24 protein-coding genes, 1 tRNA gene and 1 riboswitch are annotated in these 22,337 nt (G+C 63.7%); of the genes, 14 read left to right on the forward strand and 11 right to left on the reverse strand.

Going from position 1 to position 22,337, the window contains the following annotated elements; genetic code table 11:
- Positions 1-4: 4 nt before the first annotated feature.
- From IVB54_RS37170 to IVB54_RS37185, 4 genes are all read left to right on the forward strand, one after another.
- Positions 5-1,279: a phage major capsid protein gene (locus IVB54_RS37170; RefSeq protein ID WP_247776981.1), complete on the forward strand. Its 1,275-nt coding sequence runs from the start codon at positions 5-7 to the stop codon at positions 1,277-1,279.
- A gap of 9 nt (positions 1,280-1,288) precedes the next feature.
- Positions 1,289-1,780: a hypothetical protein gene (locus IVB54_RS37175; protein WP_247776982.1), complete on the forward strand. Its 492-nt coding sequence runs from the start codon at positions 1,289-1,291 to the stop codon at positions 1,778-1,780.
- Between the two features lie 111 nt (positions 1,781-1,891).
- Positions 1,892-2,065 (forward strand): hypothetical protein, encoded by a 174-nt coding sequence (locus IVB54_RS37180; RefSeq protein ID WP_247776983.1) that lies wholly within the window; start codon positions 1,892-1,894, stop codon positions 2,063-2,065.
- Positions 2,062-3,657, forward strand: a complete 1,596-nt coding sequence (locus IVB54_RS37185) for a hypothetical protein (RefSeq protein ID WP_247776984.1) — start codon at positions 2,062-2,064, stop codon at positions 3,655-3,657. Before IVB54_RS37180 ends, IVB54_RS37185 begins: the two co-directional genes overlap by 4 nt.
- A gap of 32 nt (positions 3,658-3,689) precedes the next feature.
- Here IVB54_RS37185 and IVB54_RS37190 read toward each other — a convergent pair whose 3' ends face one another.
- Entirely contained in the window at positions 3,690-4,055 is a 366-nt protein-coding gene (locus tag IVB54_RS37190; RefSeq protein WP_247776985.1) for a hypothetical protein, read from the reverse strand.
- Positions 4,056-4,074: 19 nt separating this feature from the next.
- Complete coding sequence (locus IVB54_RS37195) at positions 4,075-4,866, reverse strand: hypothetical protein (protein WP_247776986.1); 792 nt, start codon at positions 4,864-4,866, stop codon at positions 4,075-4,077.
- Between the two features lie 616 nt (positions 4,867-5,482).
- On the opposite strand from IVB54_RS37195, the gene IVB54_RS37200 reads away from it, so the two are divergent.
- From IVB54_RS37200 to IVB54_RS37215, 3 genes are all read left to right on the forward strand, one after another.
- Positions 5,483-6,070 (forward strand): hypothetical protein, encoded by a 588-nt coding sequence (locus tag IVB54_RS37200; RefSeq protein ID WP_247776987.1) that lies wholly within the window; start codon positions 5,483-5,485, stop codon positions 6,068-6,070.
- Between the two features lie 82 nt (positions 6,071-6,152).
- Positions 6,153-6,671, forward strand: a complete 519-nt coding sequence (locus tag IVB54_RS37205; RefSeq protein ID WP_247776988.1) for a hypothetical protein — start codon at positions 6,153-6,155, stop codon at positions 6,669-6,671.
- A gap of 243 nt (positions 6,672-6,914) precedes the next feature.
- Positions 6,915-8,168 carry an integrase gene (locus IVB54_RS37215; RefSeq protein WP_247776989.1) on the forward strand — a complete coding sequence of 418 codons (1,254 nt, stop codon included), beginning with the start codon at positions 6,915-6,917 and terminating at the stop codon, positions 8,166-8,168.
- Positions 8,169-8,242: 74 nt separating this feature from the next.
- Here the strand turns inward: IVB54_RS37215 and IVB54_RS37220 are convergent.
- A tRNA-Gly gene (locus tag IVB54_RS37220) sits at positions 8,243-8,316 on the reverse strand.
- A 172-nt stretch (positions 8,317-8,488) separates the two neighbouring features.
- On the opposite strand from IVB54_RS37220, the gene IVB54_RS37225 reads away from it, so the two are divergent.
- From IVB54_RS37225 to IVB54_RS37245, 5 genes are all read left to right on the forward strand, one after another.
- Entirely contained in the window at positions 8,489-9,067 is a 579-nt protein-coding gene (locus tag IVB54_RS37225; protein ID WP_018456084.1) for a methylated-DNA--[protein]-cysteine S-methyltransferase, read from the forward strand.
- Between the two features lie 9 nt (positions 9,068-9,076).
- Positions 9,077-9,916 (forward strand): AraC family transcriptional regulator, encoded by an 840-nt coding sequence (locus tag IVB54_RS37230; RefSeq protein ID WP_247776990.1) that lies wholly within the window; start codon positions 9,077-9,079, stop codon positions 9,914-9,916.
- A 56-nt stretch (positions 9,917-9,972) separates the two neighbouring features.
- Positions 9,973-10,332, forward strand: coding sequence for a VOC family protein (locus tag IVB54_RS37235; protein ID WP_026233083.1), 360 nt, complete (start codon positions 9,973-9,975; stop codon positions 10,330-10,332).
- Between the two features lie 195 nt (positions 10,333-10,527).
- Positions 10,528-10,929 (forward strand): SRPBCC family protein, encoded by a 402-nt coding sequence (locus IVB54_RS37240; protein WP_018456081.1) that lies wholly within the window; start codon positions 10,528-10,530, stop codon positions 10,927-10,929.
- Between the two features lie 100 nt (positions 10,930-11,029).
- Positions 11,030-11,536, forward strand: coding sequence for a hypothetical protein (locus tag IVB54_RS37245; RefSeq protein ID WP_026233082.1), 507 nt, complete (start codon positions 11,030-11,032; stop codon positions 11,534-11,536).
- Here the strand turns inward: IVB54_RS37245 and IVB54_RS37250 are convergent.
- The 4 genes from IVB54_RS37250 to IVB54_RS37265 form a co-directional block, all read right to left on the reverse strand.
- The gene (locus IVB54_RS37250) at positions 11,533-12,978 is read right to left on the reverse strand and encodes an MATE family efflux transporter (protein ID WP_018456079.1); all 1,446 of its coding nucleotides are present in this window, start codon (positions 12,976-12,978) and stop codon (positions 11,533-11,535) included. The two genes, IVB54_RS37245 and IVB54_RS37250, sit on opposite strands and share 4 nt — an antisense overlap.
- A gap of 161 nt (positions 12,979-13,139) precedes the next feature.
- On the reverse strand, positions 13,140-14,189 hold the full coding sequence (locus IVB54_RS37255) for a hypothetical protein (RefSeq protein WP_204513160.1): 1,050 nt from the start codon (positions 14,187-14,189) through the stop codon (positions 13,140-13,142).
- 104 nt (positions 14,190-14,293) lie between these two features.
- Positions 14,294-14,722 (reverse strand): PAS domain S-box protein, encoded by a 429-nt coding sequence (locus IVB54_RS37260; protein ID WP_018456077.1) that lies wholly within the window; start codon positions 14,720-14,722, stop codon positions 14,294-14,296.
- Positions 14,723-14,899: 177 nt separating this feature from the next.
- The gene (locus IVB54_RS37265) at positions 14,900-16,006 is read right to left on the reverse strand and encodes a 2'-deoxycytidine 5'-triphosphate deaminase (protein ID WP_247295970.1); all 1,107 of its coding nucleotides are present in this window, start codon (positions 16,004-16,006) and stop codon (positions 14,900-14,902) included.
- 110 nt (positions 16,007-16,116) lie between these two features.
- A riboswitch (SAM riboswitch) is annotated at positions 16,117-16,196 on the forward strand.
- 70 nt (positions 16,197-16,266) lie between these two features.
- On the opposite strand from IVB54_RS37265, the gene IVB54_RS37270 reads away from it, so the two are divergent.
- Complete coding sequence (locus IVB54_RS37270; protein ID WP_007615678.1) at positions 16,267-17,463, forward strand: O-succinylhomoserine sulfhydrylase; 1,197 nt, start codon at positions 16,267-16,269, stop codon at positions 17,461-17,463.
- A gap of 54 nt (positions 17,464-17,517) precedes the next feature.
- Here the strand turns inward: IVB54_RS37270 and IVB54_RS37275 are convergent, their stop codons facing one another.
- Genes IVB54_RS37275 through IVB54_RS37285 form a run of 3 tightly spaced genes read right to left on the reverse strand, consistent with a single transcriptional unit; the run spans position 17,518 to position 20,567 of the window.
- On the reverse strand, positions 17,518-18,510 hold the full coding sequence (locus IVB54_RS37275; RefSeq protein ID WP_026233081.1) for an SGNH/GDSL hydrolase family protein: 993 nt from the start codon (positions 18,508-18,510) through the stop codon (positions 17,518-17,520).
- Positions 18,511-18,522: 12 nt separating this feature from the next.
- Entirely contained in the window at positions 18,523-19,302 is a 780-nt protein-coding gene (locus tag IVB54_RS37280; RefSeq protein ID WP_018456073.1) for a lipolytic enzyme, read from the reverse strand.
- Positions 19,302-20,567, reverse strand: a complete 1,266-nt coding sequence (locus tag IVB54_RS37285) for an OpgC domain-containing protein (RefSeq protein ID WP_085349686.1) — start codon at positions 20,565-20,567, stop codon at positions 19,302-19,304. Before IVB54_RS37285 ends, IVB54_RS37280 begins: the two co-directional genes overlap by 1 nt.
- A 204-nt stretch (positions 20,568-20,771) precedes the next feature.
- Between IVB54_RS37285 and apaG the strand changes: the two genes are divergently transcribed.
- A complete protein-coding gene (gene apaG / locus IVB54_RS37290; RefSeq protein WP_026233080.1) occupies positions 20,772-21,164 on the forward strand; it encodes a Co2+/Mg2+ efflux protein ApaG in 393 nt (130 codons plus the stop codon).
- A gap of 61 nt (positions 21,165-21,225) precedes the next feature.
- Here apaG and IVB54_RS37295 read toward each other — a convergent pair whose 3' ends face one another.
- Positions 21,226-22,245, reverse strand: a complete 1,020-nt coding sequence (locus IVB54_RS37295; protein ID WP_026233079.1) for an Hsp33 family molecular chaperone — start codon at positions 22,243-22,245, stop codon at positions 21,226-21,228.
- Positions 22,246-22,337: the final 92 nt, after the last annotated feature.

Consider the following 22,337-nt stretch of genomic DNA (forward strand, 5'->3'; position numbering starts at 1 on the left):
CACCATGAAACGCTACCTGCCTGTGATGGCGCTTGCCGCCATCATCCTGATTGCCGCTGTCGCGGTAATGGGTTTCGACCATTCCGCCGTTGCACACGCCCATGGCTTCGCCGGCACGATCGCCGACGCGGCCGGCGGCGCCGCCGCGACCGAAGAGCTTATGCGTCAGTTCAAAGCCCACAATTCCGACGTGCTCACCAAGTTGGAAGCCGCCGGCGTCGAGACCAAAGGCCTCGCGGCGCGCATGACTGAAATCGAGCAGCGAATGACGCAGCTCAAGCACGGCGGTTCGGCCGACCTGGTCGCTGACAGCTGGGGCGCGCAGGTTATCCGCCACGACGCCGCGAAGGCACTCAATTCGACCTTCAAGGGGCGGATGCGCTTCGACGTGAAGACGACTGCGACGCTGACCAGCGCAAGCGGCGGCGCCGCTGGTGACGCCGGCGCGCTGGTGCGGCCCGATCGTCAGCCTGGCTTCATCGAGTTGGCTCGCCGCAAGCTGCGTATGCGGGACGTGTTGGCGCCTGGCTCGACCACCTCCAACTCGATCGAGTGGCCGCGCCAGACGGCCCGGAGTAACAACGCTGCGACCGTTGCGGAAGCCGCCCTCAAGCCGCAGTCGGACATGACGTTCGACATGCCGACGTGGACTGTCCGAACGATTGCGACGTGGATCCTGGCGTCGCGGCAGATCCTTGACGACGCCGCGGCGCTGCAAAGCGCGATCGACGCCGAACTGCGCTTCATGCTGGCTGATACGGAAGATGGTCAGCTGCTCAACGGCGCCGGCACCGGGACCGATCTGCTCGGCGTCTACACCGCAGCGACGGCGTTTTCCGCGCCGTTCGTGCCGACCGCCGCCGGCAGCGTCAACCAGATCGATATCCTGCTGATGGCGATCGCGCAGCTGCAGAATGCCGATTACGATCCGGATTTCATCGCGCTGAATCCACTGGATTGGGCCGACATTCTGCTGGTCAAGGATGACCAAGGTAAATATGTCGGCGACGGCCCGTTCTCGCAGCAGGCGGCGCTGCTCTGGACGTTGCCCGTGGTCACCACCAAGAGCATGACCCGGCGCAAGTTCATGGTCGGATCCGGCAAGCGGGGCGCGCAGATCTTCGACCGCCAAGAGGCGACGGTCGAAGTCAGCACGGAGGATTCGGACAATTTCCGCAAGAACCTGGTCACGCTCCTGGCCGAGGAGCGCCTCGCGCTCGTCATCAAGCGCGCCGACAGCTTCGTAAAGGGCGACTTCGACGCCGCGCTGGCGAGCTAGGCGGCCGCCGTGACACCCTACAGCGGCTACCTTGCGCTCGGAAACCTCGACGATTCCGGGCTATTCACGGAGCTGACGGTTGCCGGCGGCGCCGCCGGCTACGCTCGACAAGCGATTACTCTGGCGCCTGCGGGCGCCGGATCTCTGGTGAACTCGGCCGCGATCGACTTTCCGATCGCGACCAAACCCTACATCTGGCCGAGCTTTCGCGCCTATGCCGTCTTCGACTCGGCGTCGGCCGGAAATCGCCAGATGGCCTGGCGGCTCGGCAATCCGATCGTCGTCGCTGCCGGCGATCGGCACCGGCTCAAGGCTGGCGACGTCGAGCTGAACTTTCCGATTCCGACCTCGTCGCTCGGGACAGAAGTGCTGCTTTCGCAGACCTTCACGATATCGCCGGACAAGGTGTTGACCACCTTGCCCGTCGTGACGATGACGCAGGCGGCTTATGACGCCCTCGTGACCAAGGATCCGACGACGCTTTACGTCATCGTCGGTTGATCGCGCTTACGCGGCCTCCGTGAGCGCGATCCTGCGGGCGGCGGTTTGTGATGGAGCCGCCGCCCGCTCTTTTCGACGCGGGCGCAAGAGCGCTCAAACAGGACAAGCTCAATGACAATCGAACTTCATAACCTCCCCGCTGACCTGGCCGAGCCTCCTCGAGAAGCGATCGGCCTCGTCTCCTTCCAACCTTCCACCGGCAAGATTTGGCAGAAGGTCAACGGCGAATGGCTTCCGAGCGCGGAAGCGAACGCAATCCTCGAAGCAAGGGAAAAATCTCAATGACTGCACTTGTCAGCTATTCGACCGGGACTGTCTCGGTCAGCGCCGGCGGAACGACCGCCACGGGCGTCGGCACTATCTGGAATGACGGCAGCGCCAAGCCTGGCGACGTTCTGCAGATCGGCAATTTCCAATCCGTCATCAGCGACGTCGTCGACGGCGGCGAGCTCGAGATCCCACCCTGGGGTGGCGGCGCGCAGGCCGGCGCAGCCTACAAGATCTGGCAGGTGTCGCCGCAGCGCTTCGCCGGCGCCGAGGCGATGTCGACGGTCAGCAAGTTGGTCACCGCGCTAAGCGCGCGCGAGATCCCGGTCGTCGTCGGCGATGACGAGACGGTGCCGGATCCGTCGCTCGGCGAGGAGGATCAGACCGCGATCCAGCCGACCACCGGCAAGGTCTGGGTCATGACATCAGGCGTCTGGACCTATCTCGGCGTTTACCGCGGGTTTCGGTTCACCGGGCCTTACAGCGGCGCGACGACCTATTATGTCGGCGACGTCGCCTCGAATGCGGGCGCCTCCTATGTCTGGATTAACCCGACGCCGGGATCTGGCCATGTCCCGCCGAACGCGACCTATTGGGACGTGTCGGGATCACCAGGTGCGACCGGCGCCGGCTATGGCGGAACGTCGACGACGTCGCTTGTGATCGGCACAGGATCCAAGGCGTTCACCACACAGTCGGGCCTTGCCTACACTAACGGCGCGCGCGTGCGAGCCAGCTCGGCGGCGAACACGTCGAATTGGATGGAAGGGCTCGCGACCTATAGCGGCACGACGCTGACCATCGCGGTCGACAAGATCAACGGTAGCGGTACATTTGCCGACTGGAATCTCAATGTTGTCGGCCAGCCTGGTGCCGGCGATCTGTCGAGCTCCAACAATCTGTCCGATGTGGCGAACCCTGCGACGGCTCTCAATAATCTGAGCGGAGTGAGTTACGGCAGCGCTCAATCATTGACGACGGCTCAAAAGGCACAAGCCAAGAGTAACACGTTCAAGGGCCCGACGGCGCAAGTCTTCACCTCCGGCTCCGGCACGTACACAACGCCTGCGAATGTATCGTGGATTGAAGTCGAGATGATCGGCGGCGGCGGTGGCGGCGGCGGGTCCGGAACAAGTGCAGGTAACGGTGGGACCGGCGGCAACTCGACCTTTAGCACCTTCACGGCAAACGGTGCGGCGGGTAGCTCCGGGGCGTCGGCGGGCGCCGGCGGCCATATCAACGTTCCCGGCCATGCGGGCCAATCATTGACCGGATTTACCTCGATGTACGGCGGGAACGGCGCAAATAGCCCGTTCGGTGGCGCCGGGATGGGCGGCGCTCCAAATTCCGGCGCATCGGCGCCTGGTGCGGGCCAAGCCGCGACCGCAAACACCGGGTCTGGCGGCGGCGGTGCTGGTGACAACGCCACCGTTAACACGGGATCAGGTGGTGGCTCTGGCAACTGGCTAAAGGGCATCATCAACGCGCCGAGCGCAGCTTACTCCTACTCAGTCGGCGGCGGCGGCACGGCGGGAGCGGTTGGCACTAATGGCGCGGCTGGGGGCGCGGGTGCTTCGGGCGTCATCGTTGTGGTTGAGCATTACGACTAACGTGCATTTAAGATATAGTTGCGTTTTCCCCTTCATTGCTTCCTCGTTGCTCGCTTCGATGGCAACGTCATCCTCATGCCGTGCTGTAGTCGAACGGAAGCCCTCCCGGCCCGGATTGTTTCGGATGGCGAGCTGCGCGGCTCATCAGAGATCAGATGCATGAATCGCGCGACGTCGGCGATCGTGAAAACCCGGTGGCGTTTAATGCGGCCGAGCCCTTTGAGTCGGCCGGTTAGGTTGCCGGCGGCGATGTGCCCGGCGATTGTCTCGCGATGCATCGGAATTAAGGCGGCGAGCTCTGGCACGCCGATGGTGACCCGACCGGCGAAGGCCGCCTCGAGAGCGCCGGTGAGCTCGTCTGGTGAAGTCGGCAGCGGTGCGCGGGTTGAGGGTGCCATAGTAGCTGAAGGTTGTTCGTCAACGGGATCTAAAAGGATGATCTTTGCCGGAATACATTTCCGAAAGTTTCTCTGGTCCGGGGTATTCCCCTTTCCAAAGCTGCGGGAAGGGCTGCCGCTGAAGTAGGACTGGCTCCAGCGCAGCAATTTCGCTTGAGACCACGTCAGTCTCCATCTTGATTCTAGCGTGCAGAGCTACGCCGCCTTGAAAAGCATCTTTTTTGGCCGCGGCCCATTCATCGTTCGAAAAAGGTTTTGCCGAACCGGCTAGCGCGCACCTTGCCACATTCACCGCCCACATTGACTTGTCGACGAAATAGGTCGTCAAGCTTTGCGCGTTCTCATCGCCCCAGACCGACCGCCTTGTCATGTTGAGCACTCCAACACTTTCGCTGAGCCGGTCGAAGGCGGCAGCCCTGCCGTCGTACTTACCGAGTCCTGATAACGATAGCGATCGATCCATGACCTCGAGATTGGCAGTGACGTTCTCAATCAGGATCTTAGTGTCGACGAGGTCCGCAGCTCGCTGCCGAAGCTTGTCGTAATGCGCAAAATGGTTCTGCCGAACTAGCTCTGAGAGCTGCCGCTGCATGGGTACGATGGTTCGGTAGGCCGCAATTCCTGCAACGATCGCCGCGAGCAGCGCAACGCCCGCGCCAAGGGCGTTTCCGGCAAATCCAATCCATGCATCCGGGCTAGCAGTGCTGCTTGCACGCCAAATAGGCCCTGCGATCCCCAACCAAGTTACAGTCGAGATAATCCATAAGACGGCGACCGCCGTCGCAATTCCAGGCCAATGTTTATCACGCATGGAACCAACCTACCGCAACCACAACGCGCACGAAAGCCACCCCAGAGGGGCTTGGCAATCGGCTGCAAATCAGTGAACGTGTCCGTGGGCTTCAGAACCCGGACCAGAGCTATAGCCGCACATCCTTGGTCAGGATGCTCCCGATTGGCGTCGGGGGCGACGGCTGAAAGAATTCTGCCCTCAAAGGTAGAATTCTCACGGACGCACTTGGCGGTGCGGCTCCGAACCCTGCCTTTATGGCCGGGGTCGGGCGTGCTGTCCAGCCGGGCAACCGGTAAAAGCGCTCGGCTCGTCGCTCTGGCGAGTTCTGAACCCCCGGCTGCAGCGGCTGTCCCGCTGCGTGGGCCTTCAGAAGCCCTAAAGCAGAGCAACCATCATGACGCTTGAACGACCAATGTTTCCGCCCTTCGCGGGTCGATGCGCTTCGAGTGCCACCACGGCGCCCTTACAGACCGCCACGGAGCGGCCTGCCGAGCCGAGCGCCCCTGCGCTGTCTCCAAAGCCCACGCTATGCGAACCTCGCTGTACGGGCTTCCAAGCAGCCCCTGCGGCCAGATTATGCCAGCCCGGCCAGCCGGCCGCGTCAGAACAGCCAATAGTATCTCGGAGAAGCGTTATGCGTGCGTTGAGTTCGACCGTCGCCCTGCCCCTGATTTCCACGCCCTCGATCGCGAGCGGTGTGTCGACAGTCCACAGCAGGCCCGACCTGGCCGGAAGGTTTGATGAGTTCTATGCGCTTTGGAAACATCAGCGCGAGGCGGACGCTCTTGAGTCGGCGGCACGTGATGCGGCGGAAAGGACTGGCCAGCCTTTCGCATGGTCGGATCCCGACAATGAAGCCTGGTCCAAGATCAATGAGGGCGGGAGCCAACTAATCGACGAGATCATGTCGCAGCGAGCGACCTCGCTGGGTGACATCGCCTTACAGGCGAGGGCCAGCGCTATGGACAATGTCGAGTACTGGTTCGACCGTTCCGCGATTGAATACATGAACGCCGGGCCAGTCGCATTTCGTCAGCTCGTCGAAAGGATCTGCGAGCTCGCTGGCGTGGAGGTTTTCCCGGGCCTGCAAACCGCTCCCTTGATGCAAATGGAGCGGGAGGCCGAGCCTGAGCGGGTTTATACCGAGCCGTATGACCCGGCTGCGCACGGCCTGCCGCCGACTCATCCCGATTTTCGGGTGCGAAAATCATACGGTGCATAAACTTCGCAAATTGCGAACTTTAAGCGCAGCGGATTTAGGGTATCGCTTGACACCATCTAGGTGTCGTGCGATACCCGCTCGCATGGCATATTTAGATGATCTCAATCTTCCGCAATTCCCATCTGACGCAGCTTGCGAGGCCGCTCAGATCAACCTTCCTACGTTAAAGAACTGGATTAGTCGCAAACCGCCGGCCGTCTTTGTTGCCGACGACGAGCGCGTCCAGGTCGGCGAGCGCACAAGTTTTCGTTTCACGCTGCGCCGAGTTTTGCAGATCGCTGTTGTGGCTGAGCTTGTTCGATTCCGGATCGGGCCGAGCGATGCGGCGTGGATGGCTGCCGAGTTTACCGACAGCCAAAAAGATTTCGAGGATCGTCGTCCTGGAGAGCTTTTCAAAAAGGATTTTACTGTCTTGGTGGTTTCCAGCTCTCAACTTTCGAGCCTCGTCAATGCCTCTGCGCAAACGAGCTGGCGTTTGCTTCCGAAGCTCTCGCTCAATCCCTCAAGCAGCAGCAACATCATCGTTAACCTCAACCACATTGACATGCGGGTTCGCGTCTCCCTGGGCCTTCCGATTTGGGCCCGTGAGGGCGTGATCTGATTGGCGCTCATGGCCCGCTCTCCTGCTGCACATCCCCATCAGCGCGCTGGCCTTTTTCCGGCGAAGCTGAAGTCGCGCGGCGGCTTAGTCAGGACGCCAAGGCTTGGCCAGCAAAAGCGCTGATCCTCGAGCGCGATGGCATGCCTCGAATTGATCCTGTGATGGGCGGTCGATACTGGCCGGCGGTTTTTGCTTGGTGGAATAGGCGTTACGGGTTGTCTATCGTCGAGGTTTCGCAACCTGATGGAGGAGAAAACCTCGATGCCCTCAAGTAAATTCCACCTCAACGCGCCTGGCCTGAAGCCGCGAGGCAAGAATGCGGAGCGGCTCTACTGGGCAGCCCGCGCTGACATTGCAAAAGCAGGCTACACGCCGCGTCTGGTCCGGCTGCACTATGACATTCACGATCCTGCTGACCATCGACTGATCGAGGCTGCTTGTCAGCGCCTGGACGCTGAAATGAAGGCGTGGGCGAGCGGACACAAGCGTAGCGTTCCTTTTTTCGACGGGACGGTTCTCGCGCTCAGCCGTCGCTATCAGACGGATCCGGCGAGTCCCTTCCTCGAGCACAAATGGAATTGGCGCGATCGAGAAACCCGCATCCTGAAGACGATCGAAGGTGCGTTTGGAGCGCGCTCGCTTGCATCGCTCGGTAATACCGATTTCAAGCGGTGGTACGAGGCCGCGAAGCAACCCAAAAAGCCTGGCGCAAAAGAGCGTATCGATCGCGCCGTAAAGATCATCAAGCTGCTGCGGCAGATGGTGACGTTCGGCGCCGCGGCGGAGCTGCCGCATTGTGAGCGGCTGCATGGGATCTTGTCTAAGATGCGGTTCAAGGGCGGCGCTCGATCGCGGCTAAAGCTCGAGCGGCACCACGTGGAGGCGTTCATCCCTGCGGCGATCGATGCTGGGAGGCTTTCGCTCGCGTTCGGCACAGCGCTGCAGTTCGAAACGATGATGCGCCAGAAGGATGTTATCGGCGAGTGGGAGCCGTTCACAAGCGGCGCGCACGACGTTGAACTCGTGCTCAACGGAAATCGCTGGGTAAACGGTCTGATGTGGACGGATATTTCTCCGTCGATGGTGATCAAGAAGGACACCACCAAGACCGGCGCGACGGTTGTTGCCGATCTGAAGCTGTGCCCGCTCGTTTTGCAGGTGTTGCGACTGGTGCCGCCCGATAGGCGGGTTGGCCCCCTGATCATCGATGAGAACAGCGGCCGGCCTTACGCGGAAGACGCCTACGCGCGGGAATGGCGCCTGATCGCGCGATCGGCGGGAATTCCCGACGAGGTGAAGAACATGCATGCCCGGGCGGGCGCAATTTCAGAAGCGGATGACGCGTTGGCGCCGATTGAGGAGATCCAGTCCTCGGCCGGACACACCCAAGCGTCGACAACCCGCCGCTACATCCGCGGCACGATTGGGAAATCACGACACGTTGCAGAGCTTCGTCAGCTGCACCGTGACCGCAAACAGGACGAGAACGAAAAGTAGGGAACGCGTTGGGGAACGTGGGAACGGAAAGATCATTAGTAGAGCGGCAATTCGATGAAATCGCTTGCGAAATTTGGAGCGGGCGAAGGGAATCGAACCCTCGTATGCAGCTTGGGAAGCTGCCGTTCTACCATTGAACTACGCCCGCGGATGCGCAGCTTGCGCCCGCTCTGATTAGCCGAGACGGCGCATCTCGCCAAGCGCTTTGGCGCAGCCCGCCCGCCCCTTCTTAAGTTTCCGGTACGATTTTGGGTGCGGCGGATTGTGGCGGTGTTATGGTCGCGGTCTGGGGAGAGCGTACGTTGCGTGGGGGCGTGTGTATGGTGGGGCATGGCTACGCGATATTCGACACGACCATAGGGCGCTGCGGCATCATCTGGAGCAGCACCGGGGTCGTCGCCGTGCAGTTGCCGGAGGCGCGGGAGATCGACACCCGCCGCCGGATTTTCCAGATCCATCCCGAGGCACGCGAGCAGCGGCCTTCCGCGAACGCCGAGTTCGCGATCGAGGGCATCGTGAGCTTGCTGCAGGGCAGCGATGCTGATTTTTCCGAGGTCAGCCTGGACGCGAGCGGGGTGCCCGGCTTCAACCGGCGGGTCTACGAGGCGGCCTGCGCCATCCCGCGCGGGGAGACGCGCACCTATCACGAGATCGCCAAGGCGCTGGGCGCCTCCGGCGCCGCGCATTCGGTGGCACAGGCGATCGCGAAAAATCCCTACATGCTGATCGTGCCCTGCCACCGGGTGCTGGAGGCCGGCAATTACACCGACCGGCTCTCGCCCTATGGCGGCGTAATCTCCAAGCGGCGGCTGCTGTCGCTGGAGGGCACCCATCCGATCGCCAGCAAGACGCTGTTCGACGTCCTGCTGCCCGTTGCCCCACCGAGACCCTCCACCTAGATAGGGAGGATGGATGCAACAACGCTGCTGACCACCCCCTCGATGACCGTCTCCGAGTTTCGCTGCGACGCGGGACCGGACGACAGCCCGTTTGCGGAGTGCCGCACCGGCCATTCCATCGCCTATGTCCGCGCCGGCAGCTTTGGCTGTCATTGCCGCGCCGGCTTCTTCGAGCTGGTGGCGGGCTCGATGCTGGTCGGCGCGCCAGGCGAGGAATACACCTGCACACATGAGCACGTCGCCGGCGACGTCTGCCTGTCCTTTTTGCTCAGCGAGGATCTGGTCGACGCGCTCGGCGGCCGGAGCGACGTCTGGCAGGTCGGCGCGACGCCACCGTTGCCCGAGCTGATGGTGCTGGGCGAGCTCGCCCAGACGGCGGCAGATGGCAACAGCGACCTCGGTCTCGACGAGGTCGGGCAGATCCTCACCGGTCGTTTCGTCGATGTCGTGTCGGGCAAGGCGCGCAAGCCGACGACACCGACGGCGCGTGATCGCCGCCGCGCCGTGGAAGCCGCGCTCTGGATCGACGCCAACTCGCATGCCGAGGTCGACCTCGAACAGGCGGCACGGCAGGCAGGCCTCAGCCCCTTCCACTTCCTGCGGCTGTTCTCCGCCGTGCTCGGCGTCACTCCGCATCAATATCTGGTGCGCTCGCGGCTGCGGCATGCGGCGCGGCTGCTGACTGACGACGACATCGCAGTCACCGACATCGCCTACGACGTCGGCTTCGGCGATCTCTCCAACTTCGTCCGCACCTTCCACCGCGCCGCTGGTGTATCGCCGACCAAGTTCCGCCAGGCTTCGAAGGGAGAGCGCAAGATTCTCCAAGAGCAGCTTGCCCTCAACTGACTAGGTTCGTCTCCGGCGCGCGCCGATTGTGGCGCGCTTTGGCAATGGAGACGACCATGTACGACCATATCGGATTGCGCGTTGCCGACCTCGACGCCGCCACGCGCTTCTACACCGCGGTGCTGGCGCCGCTCGGTTATGTCGTGTGCTCGAGTGGCGATGGTTATGCCGGCTTCGGGCCGAAGGGCGAGCCGGCGCTGTGGCTGCACCTGAACAAGGGGCGCAAAGCCGATGGCGTGCACATCGCGTTTCGCGCGGGGGATCATGACGCGGTCAAGGCATTCCACAGCGAGGGCTTGAAGAGCGGTGGCCGCGACAATGGCGGCGCCGGCCCGCGCAAGGATTACAGCCCGACTTACTACGCGTCGTTTTTGATCGATCCCGATGGCAACAATGTTGAGGCGGTCTGTGTGTGAACGCGGCAGCCCTCACCACACACACACACTGTCATCCCCCGGCTTGACCGGGGTATCCAGTACGCCGCAGCTCCTCGATTCAATCACAGCGGCCTCTGGAATACTGGATCGCCCGATGGAGTCGGGCGATGACAGCTGGGATGACGGCGCTATCGCTCGCTTCTCTACATCAAGGAACTCAACCAGGATTGCATCATGGCCTCCATCCACAACGACATTCCCCTCAACGCCCCAGCGCGCGACGTCTGGGATGCCGTGCGCGATTTCGGCGCGCTGCATCGGCGGTTGGCGCCGGGCTTCGTCACGGCCTGCACGCTCGACGGCGACACGCGCATCGTCACCTTCGCCAACGGATCGGTGGCGCGCGAGGTGCTGGTCGATTGCGACGATGCGCGGCAGCGGCTGGTCTACGCGATCAACAACGAGCGGCTGAAGCATTACAGCGCCTCGGTGCAGGTGATCGCCGAGGGCGAGGCGAGATGCCGCCTGGTCTGGATCATCGACATGCTGCCGAACGAGCTCGCGCCCTATGTGCAGGGACAGACCAAGGACGCCGTCGCCGCCATACACCGCGCGTTTCCGGCCGCAGCTGCGTGATCTTTCTCACAGAGCCCAGCCCTCGTCCGCAATAACGATGGCGCCGTGCGTCCGGTTGGCTCCGCTCTCCCGGCGGCGCCACGCACGCGAGGAGCAGGCCATGAGAGGTGCGGACAAGGTGATCTGCCAGGCGGCCGCCGTGCTGCTGATGTTTTCGATTTCGAGCGCGCCGGCAAAGGCGCAGTTCTTCGGCGGCGGCGGTGCCGGCGGCGAGGACATAATGACCCAGATGGCGCCGATGCTCGAGATGATGAAGGCCAAGATGGGCAAGCGCCGCTTCGGCATGATGATGCAGACCATGGGCCCGATGATGAGCCGCATGATGGAGAATGGCGGTGGTGGTCTTGGCATGATGGGCGGCGGTGGCATTGGCGGCCTCGGCGCCGGCAACCTCGGCGGCGGTTTCGGCGCGCCCAATTACGGCGGCTACGCGCCGATGGGTGGAGGCGGCACCATGCCGGCCGGAATGGGCGGCATCGGCGGCGGCGATATCATGGGCATGCTCGGCGGCGCCGGTGGCGGCGACATGATGGCGATGATTCCGCAACTGATGCGGCTCGCCAATGTCGGCGGTGGTGGCGGCCATCGCCGCCACAGGCACCGCTAGTCCGCGGCGGCCGACAGAGCCGGCCTGATCGCAGGTTTGGTTTGGCGCGGTCCCCAGCGTGTCAGCACCACGCTGGAGCACGAGAGCAGGCCGAGCACGACCATCGAGCTCGCCGCCAGCCAGAAGAAGCTTTGCGCGGTGGCATCATGCGTCGACAGCCACCAGCCGACAGCCGAGATGTAGATCAGCCGCGCGGTCTGCGCCAGCACCGGGCCGATCACCTTCGCAGCGCCCTGCGACGAGAAATACATCGTCGAGGCGAGGCCGATGAAGGCGTAGAACGGCGCCACTGTCGACAAATATTGGTGGCTGGTGGCGCGCACGGTCGCGCTGTCCGTGAAGATGTTCACCCAGAGATCGGGGAAGGCCGCGACCAGGCACGCCGGTGCACCGACGGCGACGAAGGCGCTCGCCGCTGCGATCCAGGCGATGCGCCGGGCGCGGGCGATGCGGCCGGCGCCGACCGCCATGCCGATCATCGGCACCGAGGCGATGCCGAACGAGAACGCGATCGAGGTCAGCAGGAATTCCAGCCGCGCACCGATGCCGTAGCCGGCCAGGATCGCGGTGCCGAATTTCGCAAGCATGTGAGTGAAGATCGAGATCGTCAGCACCGATTGCAGCGGCGAGAAGCAGGCGATGGTGCCCACTTTGAGGATGTCGAAAAACATCGCCCATTGGATGCGAAGTCCGCGCAGCTTCGGCGTCACGCGGGCGCGGCCGGAGAACAGGTACCAGCCCATCACGCCGATATTCATGCAATAGGCAATCAGCGCGCCGGCGGCGACCCCGCGCATGCCGAATTGCGGCACCGGACCGAGGCCGAGGCCAAGCGTGCCACCGAGCACGATCTGCCAGGCCGCGGAATTGAGGATCAACAGCGACGGCAGCTTCATGTTGCCGGTGCCGCGCAGGACGCCGGCCATGGTGTTGAGCAGCCAAGGCAGCACGGCGCCGCCGAAAAACACCTGGGTGTAGGCGATCGCATGCGTCAGCACGTCGCCGCGGCCGCCGAGCATCTCAAGCACCTTGGGCCCGAAGATCAGCATGCCCAGCATGAAGACGAGGCCGAAGCTGATGCCGATCAGCAGCGCGTGCGCGGCGAGCGTCCCGGCACGCTCGCGATCGCCCGCGCCGAGCGCGCGCGCGATGGCGGAGGCCACCGCGCCGCCCATCGCACCGCCTGACATGGTCATGGTCAGGATCACTGTCGGAAACACCAGCGCCATCGCGGCCAGCGCTTCCACGCCGAGCCGTCCGATATAGGAGGTCTCCGCAATCACGGTGCAGGTGCCGGCTGAGAGCGCGACCACGTTGGGCCAGGCCAGCCCGAGCAGCGTGCGCAGGATCGGCCCGTCCATCAGCGCGCTCCTCACGGGGCGCGGAGGCGGCGGCAGCGGACGCTCTTGTTCATCGACCGGGATTTCGGCGATGTCTGACATGTCCTCTCCGGGCAAAGCGCCATTTCCGGCGCAGCAATGCTTGGGTGTGCCAATGAATTGGTTCGCGCAGGGCGCAACAAGAGGCTTGTTAGCACGACGCGCAGCGATTCCTCCTGCGCTAGGTGCAGGCGTGCCCTGCGGCAGCGCGGTGACGCCGTCGTCTACCCAATCGTCCAGAGCAATGGCGGACGACCGCTCGGTGTCGGGGACAGGTGCACGCCGATGTGCCGGCCGCACCCGGCCGCAAGCCCCTCGAACAACCCCGCCAGCACCTTGGCGCAAGCGGAGTGGTTATCGGCGCCGTCTTCCATCAACCTCCAGCTCTGCTGACGGATTTCGAACGTGCCCTCGGATTGCGTCGTCTCAGCCGCATCGTCCTGCGCGACAAACAGCGCGTTGAGGAACGTCGCGAATTCGCTCGCACCGCCGCGGCCCATCGACAGCGCCGCAGCGACCTCATCGAAATATTGCATCCCGATCAGCTTGCCCGTGAGGTGCAGGAGATAGCCCGCATCCTCCGGACCGAACAGCTGCACCATCACGGGCGCGGCGGTGCGCACATATTCCATCGCATAGTTGCGATAGGCTTTTTCCAGTCTCGGCCTTGGCCAGCTTGCGACCGGCAACGCCGGAGCCGCGGCTGCATCGAACAGCGGGGCTTCGAGGTGCCGCGCGAACACGAGGCGCTGGTCGAGCTCGAGGGGCTGGTCATATTGATAATAGTAGCCTTCGAGCCCGTCCTGGCCGTCGACGCTCTGCTTGGTGCAGACGAACCCCAATCTGGTATCGCCGAGCGCCACGCCGTTGTTGGCGTGCCAGCCGCGCAGCATCGCGCGCGAGACTTCGCCCGGCACGCCGCAGATGGCAGTGCCTTTCCAGATCCAGCGCGGCGGCGGATAGCGGATCCAGGCTTTGCGGTCGCTCTCATACATGTATTCGACGTGCACGCCGCCGATCCAGTTCGAGAGATAGTGATATTGCGCGGCTGCCACGGCGGGCGGCAGATGGCTCAGCCCGAGCTTCTCCAGCCCCGGCAGGAAGCGCTCCTGCTGCTGGCGGCGGAACACGCGAAAGACGAACTCCGCAGCATCTGCCGTGCCGCGACGCGTGACCACGGTGAGGATCAGACCGGTGAAGTAGGCGTGATAGAGATCGGCAACCGCGCGCCAGCGTTTCCATTGAGCTTCCTGCGCGGGGTCTGGTGCGGTCATGTTCGCTCCCGATCGTTGTTCTGATCGAGTGTGTCACTGCATCCGGTGACGGACAAGCTGAGCCGCACGCAGGGAGCCCTGCACGCCGGCGCGCCAATTCCGCATCACGAATTTTGCGCAGGCTTAGTTTGCGAGGCTTTGGCGGCACGCTCGCGCTCGACGCGCTCGGTGACGTCGCGTGCCATCGCCACCGATCCCTGCACCACTCCAGCGGCGTCCCGCACCAGCGCAAAGGTCATCTCGATGTAGAGCTTGCGTCCGTCCTTGTGCAGCGCGCGGGTCAGTGTCGGCTTGCCCGCAAGCTTCATCGCGCCGCTGGCAAGCGCGGCCTCAAAACCTTTCCAGTGCGCGGCGCGCAGATGTTCGGGAATGATCAGGTCGAGATTCTGGCCCAGCGCTTCGTCCGCCGAGAAGCCGAACAGTGCGGACGATGCGCGGTTCCAGCGCATGATCGTGCCGGAGCGATCCGAATAGATCAGCGCGTCGGCGACGTCGTCGAGGATTCTTGCGTCGAGTTCGGATTGATCTGTCATTTCGCCACCTCGGACGTAGCCCGGATTCACTTCCCATCTTGACACAGATTCGGTGTCATCGCCCGACTTGATCGGGCGATCCAGTATTCCAGAGGCGGATGTGATCGAACCAATAGGCTACGGCGTACTGGATGCCCCGGTCAAGCCGAGGCATGACAGCGGAAGGTGAGGCTATCCCTACACCCGGAAATGCTTGCTCAGCTTCAGGCCCTGCGCCTGGTAGTTCGAGCCGATGCGCTGGCCGTACATCGCGTCGGGGCGGGCCAGCATCTTCTCGTAGACGAGGCGGCCGACGATCTGGCCGTGCTCGAGGATGAACGGCACCTCGCGCGAGCGCACTTCGAGCACGGCGCGCGAGCCTAGCCCGCCGGCGCCGGCATAGCCGAAGCCGGGATCGAAGAATCCGGCATAATGCACGCGGAACTCGCCGACCAGCGGATCGAACGGCACCATCTCCGCGGCGTAATCGGGCGGCACCTGCACCGCCTCTTTCGACGCGAGGATATAGAACTCGCCGGGATCGAGGATCAGGCTGCCGTCGGGACGGGCCGAGATCGGCTCCCAGAAGTCCTCGACGGAATAGCCGGCGCGGCGATCGACGTCGATGACGCCGGTGTGGCGCTTGGCGCGGTAGCCGACGAAGCCGCCGCTCTTCTCGCCGGAGAGATCAACAGAGACGGCGACGCCGCCGGTGAGGTCGGCATCGTCGATATCGACGAGACGCTCGGTCGCGTGCAGCGCCTCGAGGTCGTCGATGTTGAGGATGGCATCGCCGGTGCGGAAGCGCACCTGGCTCAGGCGCGAGCCCTCGCTGACCAGCACCGGAAACGTCTTCGGGCTGATCTCGGCATAGAGCGGGCCGTGATAGCCGGCACCGATCATGTCGAAGCGGCGGGTGCCGTCGGCGATCACGCGGGTGAAGACGTCGAGCCGGCCGGTCGAGCTCTTCGGGTTGGCGGCCGCGACGATTTCCGGCGGCAGCGCGAGGCTTTCAAGCAGCGGCACGATGTAGACGCAGTTGGTCTCCAGCACCGCGCCGTCGGCGAGGCTGAACTCGTGCAGCTTCAACTCGTCGATGCGCTCGGCGACCGTGGCGCCGGGACCGGGCAGGAAGCTGGCGCGAACGCGATAGGCGATATCGCCAAGACGCAAATCGAGGCTCGCCGGCTGGATCTGGCTTTCGACGAAGTCGTAAGCGGGCAGGATGAGACCGCCCTCCGCCATCGCCGCGATCATGCGGTCGGGCAGGATACCATTGGCGTCGGCGGCGACCGTGAACGTCAACCCGGGGTCCTCATCAGGGATCAAACACATCCCGACATGCGGGAAATATGAGCGTTTTACGGCTATCCGATGGACGTCTTGACGGAAAGGGCATTGCGGAATATGAGCATGACTTATCCCGTGGTGATTTGAGCCGGCCGGCTTGCAGCCACGTTAAATAAGTCGCTAAACAGGCCGGGGACCTCTGTGATCCCGGCCCGTGGAGATATTCCAGGCCGGTTTTTTTGTGACCATTCTCGATGGTCACTTCAGGAGGTCCTATGTCGAAGTCCCCGGCGCCAACCGCCCACTACCGTCCCGAAACTCGCCTGGTTCATTCCGGCACCTTACGCTCGCAATATGGCGAGACGTCGGAGTCGCTGTTCCTGACCCAGGGCTACGTCTACAACAGCGCTGAGGAGTGCGAGGCGCGGTTCAAGGGCGAGGACCCCGGCTTCATCTATTCACGCTACTCCAATCCGACCATCTCGATGTTCGAGCGCCGCATGATCGAGCTCGAAGGCGCCGAAGCGGCACGTTCGGCCGCGACCGGCATGGCCGCGGTGACGACCGCGATCCTGGCGCCGCTCAAGGCCGGCGATCACGTCGTGGCCTCGCGCGCGCTGTTCGGCTCGTGTCTCTACGTCGTGCAGGATTTACTGCCGCGCTACGGCATCGAGACCACGCTGGTCGACGGCCTCGATCTCGACCAGTGGCAGCGCGCCATGAAGCCGAACACCAAGACGTTCTTCCTGGAGAGCCCGACCAATCCGACGCTCGACGTGCTCGACATTCCCGGCATTGCCGAGATCGCGCATAGTGGCGGCGCGCGGCTCGTCGTCGACAACGTGTTCGCCACCCCGATCTGGCAGAGCCCGCTCGCGCTCGGCGCCGACGTCGTGGTCTATTCCGCGACCAAGCACATCGACGGCCAGGGCCGCTGTCTCGGCGGCATCATCCTGTCCTCGGAAGCGTTCATCGCCGAGCACATCCACAATTTCATGCGCCAGACCGGCCCGTCGATCTCGCCGTTCAACGCCTGGGTCCTGCTCAAGGGGCTGGAGACGCTCGCCGTGCGCGTGCGCGCGCAGACCGAGACGGCGGCGCGCATCGCGGACGTGCTGGCGAGCCATCCGAAGATTTCGCGGCTGGTGTTTCCCGGCCGCGCCGATCATCCGCAGGCTGCATTGGTGAAGAAGCAGATGCGCGGCGGCTCGACGCTGGTCGGCCTCGAGGTCAAGGGCGGCAAGCAGGCGGCGTTCCGCGTGCTCAACGAGCTCAAGCTCGCCAAGATCTCGAACAATCTCGGCGACGCCAAGAGCCTCGTCACCCATCCCGCGACCACGACGCATCAGCGTTTGAAGCCGGAGGACCGCGCCGCGCTCGGCATCAGCGAAGGATTCATCCGCTTCTCGGCAGGCCTCGAGCACGCGGACGATCTGATCGAGGATCTGACCGCGGCGCTGGAGAAGGCGTGAGTTATTGTCGTCCCGGCCTAGTGCGCAATTGCGCATGGGGGCCGGGACGACAAGTCACATTGGCCGGTACGTCCGCACGTCCGCGGGCACGTTCACGCCGAGCTTGATCTGGCCGACGGAGCGAATGATGTCGTCGCCGAGGAGCTGGGCGAAGCAGGCATAGCCCCAATCGTTCATGTGCAGTCCGTCGGCGATCACGAAACTCTCGACCGGAAGCGATTGCTTCTCGTGCCAGTCGCGCATCACCTCGAAGCGCGGGAAGATGCCGACGTGACGGAGCTCGGCGACCTTGCCGAGCAGCTTCACCATCTTGCCGGCGCTCTCGGCGCGCTGGTTGACGGCGGGCGAATATTGCGGATCGACCAGCACGATGTCGGTGCCGCCGGTGGCCTGGATGCGAGCGATGCCGTCCTCGACCAGTTTGGCGGTCTCGCCAGGATCGAGATTGCGCAGCACGGCATTGGTGCCGACCTGCCAGATCACCAGATCCGGATGCACGTCGATCACCTCTTTCTGGAGACGCTTCATCATCTCGGGCGCATCCTCGCCGCCGACGCCGGCATTGACGACGGTGATGTCGGCGGTCGGATAGTGCCGGTGCAGCTGCGCGGCAAGGCGATTGGGATAGTTGAACTCCGGCGAGCTCGCGCCGAATCCCGCGGTCGACGACGAGCCGAACGCGACGATGACGACGGGCTGGCCGGCGACGAGCTTGCCCGCGACATGCGGCAGCGAGCCCATCGCCTTCGAGCCGCCCTTCGGCGACAGGCAGGGCACGCGGCTAAAGATGTCGCCGGCGGATTTCGCGACCTGCTTCACCTTGTCGATGGCGCGCGCCGTGATGCCGCGCTGGTCGGGGGACGTCGCTGCGACGGTGGTCTGGGACGGTGAAGCGGGAGCCGGATCAGCCGACTGCTGCGGGGCCGGTGTTGCCTGCGCGGCCTGCGTCTGCGCGTGGGACTGCGAGGCCGGACTCAGCAACAGCAGCACCGCTGCTGCGGGCACAGCCAGCCATGCCGTCAGGCAAAAAGGGCGGAGAGAACTCATTAACGCTAGACCTCAATTTTGCTGCTGGGCCGGCTCCAGATGGGCAGCGTCGATCAGGAACTGTGCCAACGCCCGGCCAAGGCAATCATGGACCTGCTTCGCCAACTCGGGCCCGCGCGACGGGCTGAATAGGTCGAACTGGCCCTGATCATTCCACTGCCGCATGATCGCGAACCGATCGAACAGCGGAATATCGTGCTCCTGCGCCACCACCCGCATATTGTCGAGGTATGGCGGCACCGAGATCATGGTTTCGGTACGCGGACTGTACTGCAAATTCATCAAGACGACGTCAGCCCCTGCCTTTTGCAACGCAACAACCCCTTCGGTCACCGCGCCACGAAAATCATCGGGATCGATGGCTCGGATAGCATCGACAGTCCCGGTCTGCCAGATGACCAAAGTAGGCGTTTTTGCTTCCATCAGCTTAACGAAGCTGGCAGCCGCCTCCTCGGCCGTTTTCTTGCTCTGTATTTCTACGGAGACGTGCACAGTCTCGGACGGCGGCAGCTTGTCCTTCAGGATGGCCTGCATCCGCGCCGGATAAGAGGCGTCCTCGGAAGCCGGAATCGTGGTCGAGCGACTGCCGATGACCAGGATTTCGAGCGGCTTGCCGGCCTTCACGGCATCGGCGACCTTGGGAAGCTGGCTTTCGCTGGTGAGCAGATAGGACGGCACTTCACAGGCTGCGGGCGCGGCTGAAGCAGCCGGCGCAGCATCGTCCGCGCGCGCCGGAGGCGCGGCGAGACCACCGCACAGCAGGATCAGGCTCAGGAAAACCTTCGCCTTCATCAGCCCCCTCCCGCCATATCGGCGCTGCCGACGGCGCTTTTGGTTTTCGAACCGCTCTTGTCAGCCACCCGCTTGTACCACGAAATCAGCCAGGCCATGGCCCACATGATCAGGATTCCGGAGAGACTTATTAGCGCATGCATGACCGGGCCGCCCGAGACTTCGGCCAGGATGAAATGGCCGGCAAAGGCGAGGAAGACGCCGAGACAGAATATCTCCAGGGAATGCGAGCCGCACAGGATCAGCGGCCGCAGCCAGGGCGATTTCAGGCCCGGCCAGTCCCGGGGCAGGACGCGCACGGTGAGCGCGGCCAGCGCCAGGAAATGCGTGAAGCGCAGCACGTCAAGGTCGGCCTTGTCGATCGGATACATCCACTGCTCGAGCCGCTTCGGCATGAAGTGGGAGAGCTGCGGCACATACCAGGTCAGCGTCACGTAGAATGCCGCAACCAGATAGGCGATCGCGATCCACATCGTCACCCGCGAAGCCAGAATGTGCGACATGCGTCGCGCACCCCCGAGCGCGCACCATGCCCCGAACACGAACAGCAATTGCCAGGCGAAGGGATTGAAGGCCCAGAAGCCGTTCGGATAGGCCGACAGATAGAGGTCGTATTCCCAGGTCACCGCGTAGAGCGCGACCGAGAGGCCGAGCGTCACGTCGGGGCGCCACTTCATCAGCCACAGGATCAAGGGCAGCGCCAGCATCAGCACGATGTAGAGCGGCAGCACGTCCATGTTGACCGGACGGAAGCGCAGCAGCAGCGCCTGCACGATCGTGACGTCGGGCTGCTTGAGGAAATCCATGATGCCCATCTCTTCGGTGTAGAGCGGGTTCTCGAACCTGGTCGCGACGTAGGAGATTTCGGCAAGGAAGATCGTGAACAGGAAGACGTGGGCGACATAGATCTGCCAGACGCGCCGCAGGATGCGCGCGGTGGCGACGACGATGCCGGACTCCAGCATCGCCCGACCGTAGACGAAGGCGGCGGTATAGCCGGAGATGAAGATGAAGATCTCGGTGGCGTCGCTGAAGCCGTAATTGCGGATCGTGAACCAGGTCAGAAGGCTCGGCGGCAAATGGTCGATGAAGATCAGCCACAGCGCAAGGCCGCGGAATAGGTCCAGCCGGAGCTCGCGCTCGCCGATGGCTGGCAGCGAAATGGCCGGCGCGGCCGCGCGCCGCTTCGCTCCCGCGGACTTGACCTCCACAGGTTTAGCGGTTCCCGCGATCGTCGATCCCGTCACTTGGTCGGCAATGGTCATCGGGGGCCTAAAAACCCTTCCGCAAATCGCGACGTGGCAAGGAGTGTACCGGTCCGGCCGTCATCTCGCAAAGCGACCGGATCACAAGCAAGTACATTTGCAAGCCCATTTGGACGTGTACTTCCCTGCGAATTCTGGCGGGACGATGTCGCCAAGGCGTCTCCGGCGTTTGGTTCCCGGGCGGTTTTCGGTATGATGGCAATCATGTACCGCGCCGTGACCCGCCAGATCGAAGTGACCGTCGAGCCGAACTTTGTTCCGGAGCAGTCGTCGGCTGACCGCTCCCGTTATTTCTGGGCCTATACCGTCGTCATCACCAATTCCGGCGACGAGACCGTGCAGCTCAAGACGCGGCACTGGATCATCACCGACGCCACGGGCCGGCAGCAGGAGGTGAAGGGCGAGGGCGTCGTCGGCGAGCAGCCGACGCTCGCGCCCGGCGAACGCTTCGAATACACCTCCGGCGTCCCGCTCACGACCGCCTCGGGCTTCATGACCGGCCGCTACCAGATGGTCAGCGCGACTGGCGAGCGCTTCGAAATTGACGTGCCGACGTTCTCGCTGGACAGCCCGGACAACAAGCGGGTGTTGAACTAGGGCAGGAGATGGTGGGCGCGCTCCGCTTTGGCCGACCCTATCGCACCTGCAGGCTAACGCCTTACGCGTCTTCCACGCCTGCTTCATCCGGCGTGAACTCGTACACCGAGCTGCAGAACTCGCAGGTCACGACGACCTTGTCGTCCTTGACCATCGCGGCACGGTCGTCAGACGAAAAGCTCTTTAGCATCGATGCCACCGCATCGCGCGAGCAGGAGCATTGCGCCTTCAAGGGCAGCGGATTGAACACGCGCACGCCGCGCTCGTGGAACAGGCGGTAGAGCAGCCGCTCCCCGGACAGCTCCGGATCGATCAGCTCAACGTCTTCGACGGTCTCGATCAGCGAGCGTGCCTCGACCCAGGCATCGTCTTCAGCGACGGCGTGCACTTCGACGCCTTCGGGCGCATCGCCGGGATGCAGATCGGCCTGCCGCGCACGCTCGGGCGCCTTCGGCAGGAACTGCATCAGCATGCCGCCAGCACGCCAGCGATGCTTGCCGCCGTCGTTCGAACGCCATTCCTCGCCGACAGCGAGACGCACGCGTGTCGGGATCTGCTCGGAGCGCAGGAAATATTCGTGAGCGGCGTCTTCGAGGCTGCCGCCGTCGAGCGCGACCAGGCCCTGGTAGCGGCTCATGTCGGGGCCTTGGTCGATGGTCATGGCGAGATGGCCGTGGCCCAGCAGCGCGCCGGAATGCGTGCCAGTATCTTTGGCCTCGCCGAGTCGCGCGGCGTCGTAGCGCGCATAGGCGCGCAGGCGATCCGGCGCCTGATAGTCCACGACCAGGAACGACACCGGACCGTCGGTCTGGGCCTGGAGAATGAAGCGGCCCTCGAACTTCAGCGAGGAGCCAAGCAGCGTGGTCAGCACGATGGCCTCGCCGAGCAGCTTGCCGACCGGCGCGGGATAATCGTGCTTGGTCAGGATTTCGTCGAGCGCCGGACCAAGCCGCACCAGCCGGCCGCGCACATCGAGCGCGTCGACCTCGTAAGGCAGCACGGCGTCATCGATCGGAACCGCGGATGGCGCGCGAACCGGGCCTTCAGGCCCGGTTTTCATATCAGGGGATTGGGAAACCATGGCGCTTTATCTGGGGTCGGAAGGCGGAATTGGAAGGGGTGAGGGCTGCATCCAGAATGCAGCACGGATCTACGCAAGCACGGCAAATTCGG

It is taken from the genome of Bradyrhizobium sp. CW1, assembly GCF_023100665.1.
Lineage (GTDB): Bacteria > Pseudomonadota > Alphaproteobacteria > Rhizobiales > Xanthobacteraceae > Bradyrhizobium > Bradyrhizobium canariense_D.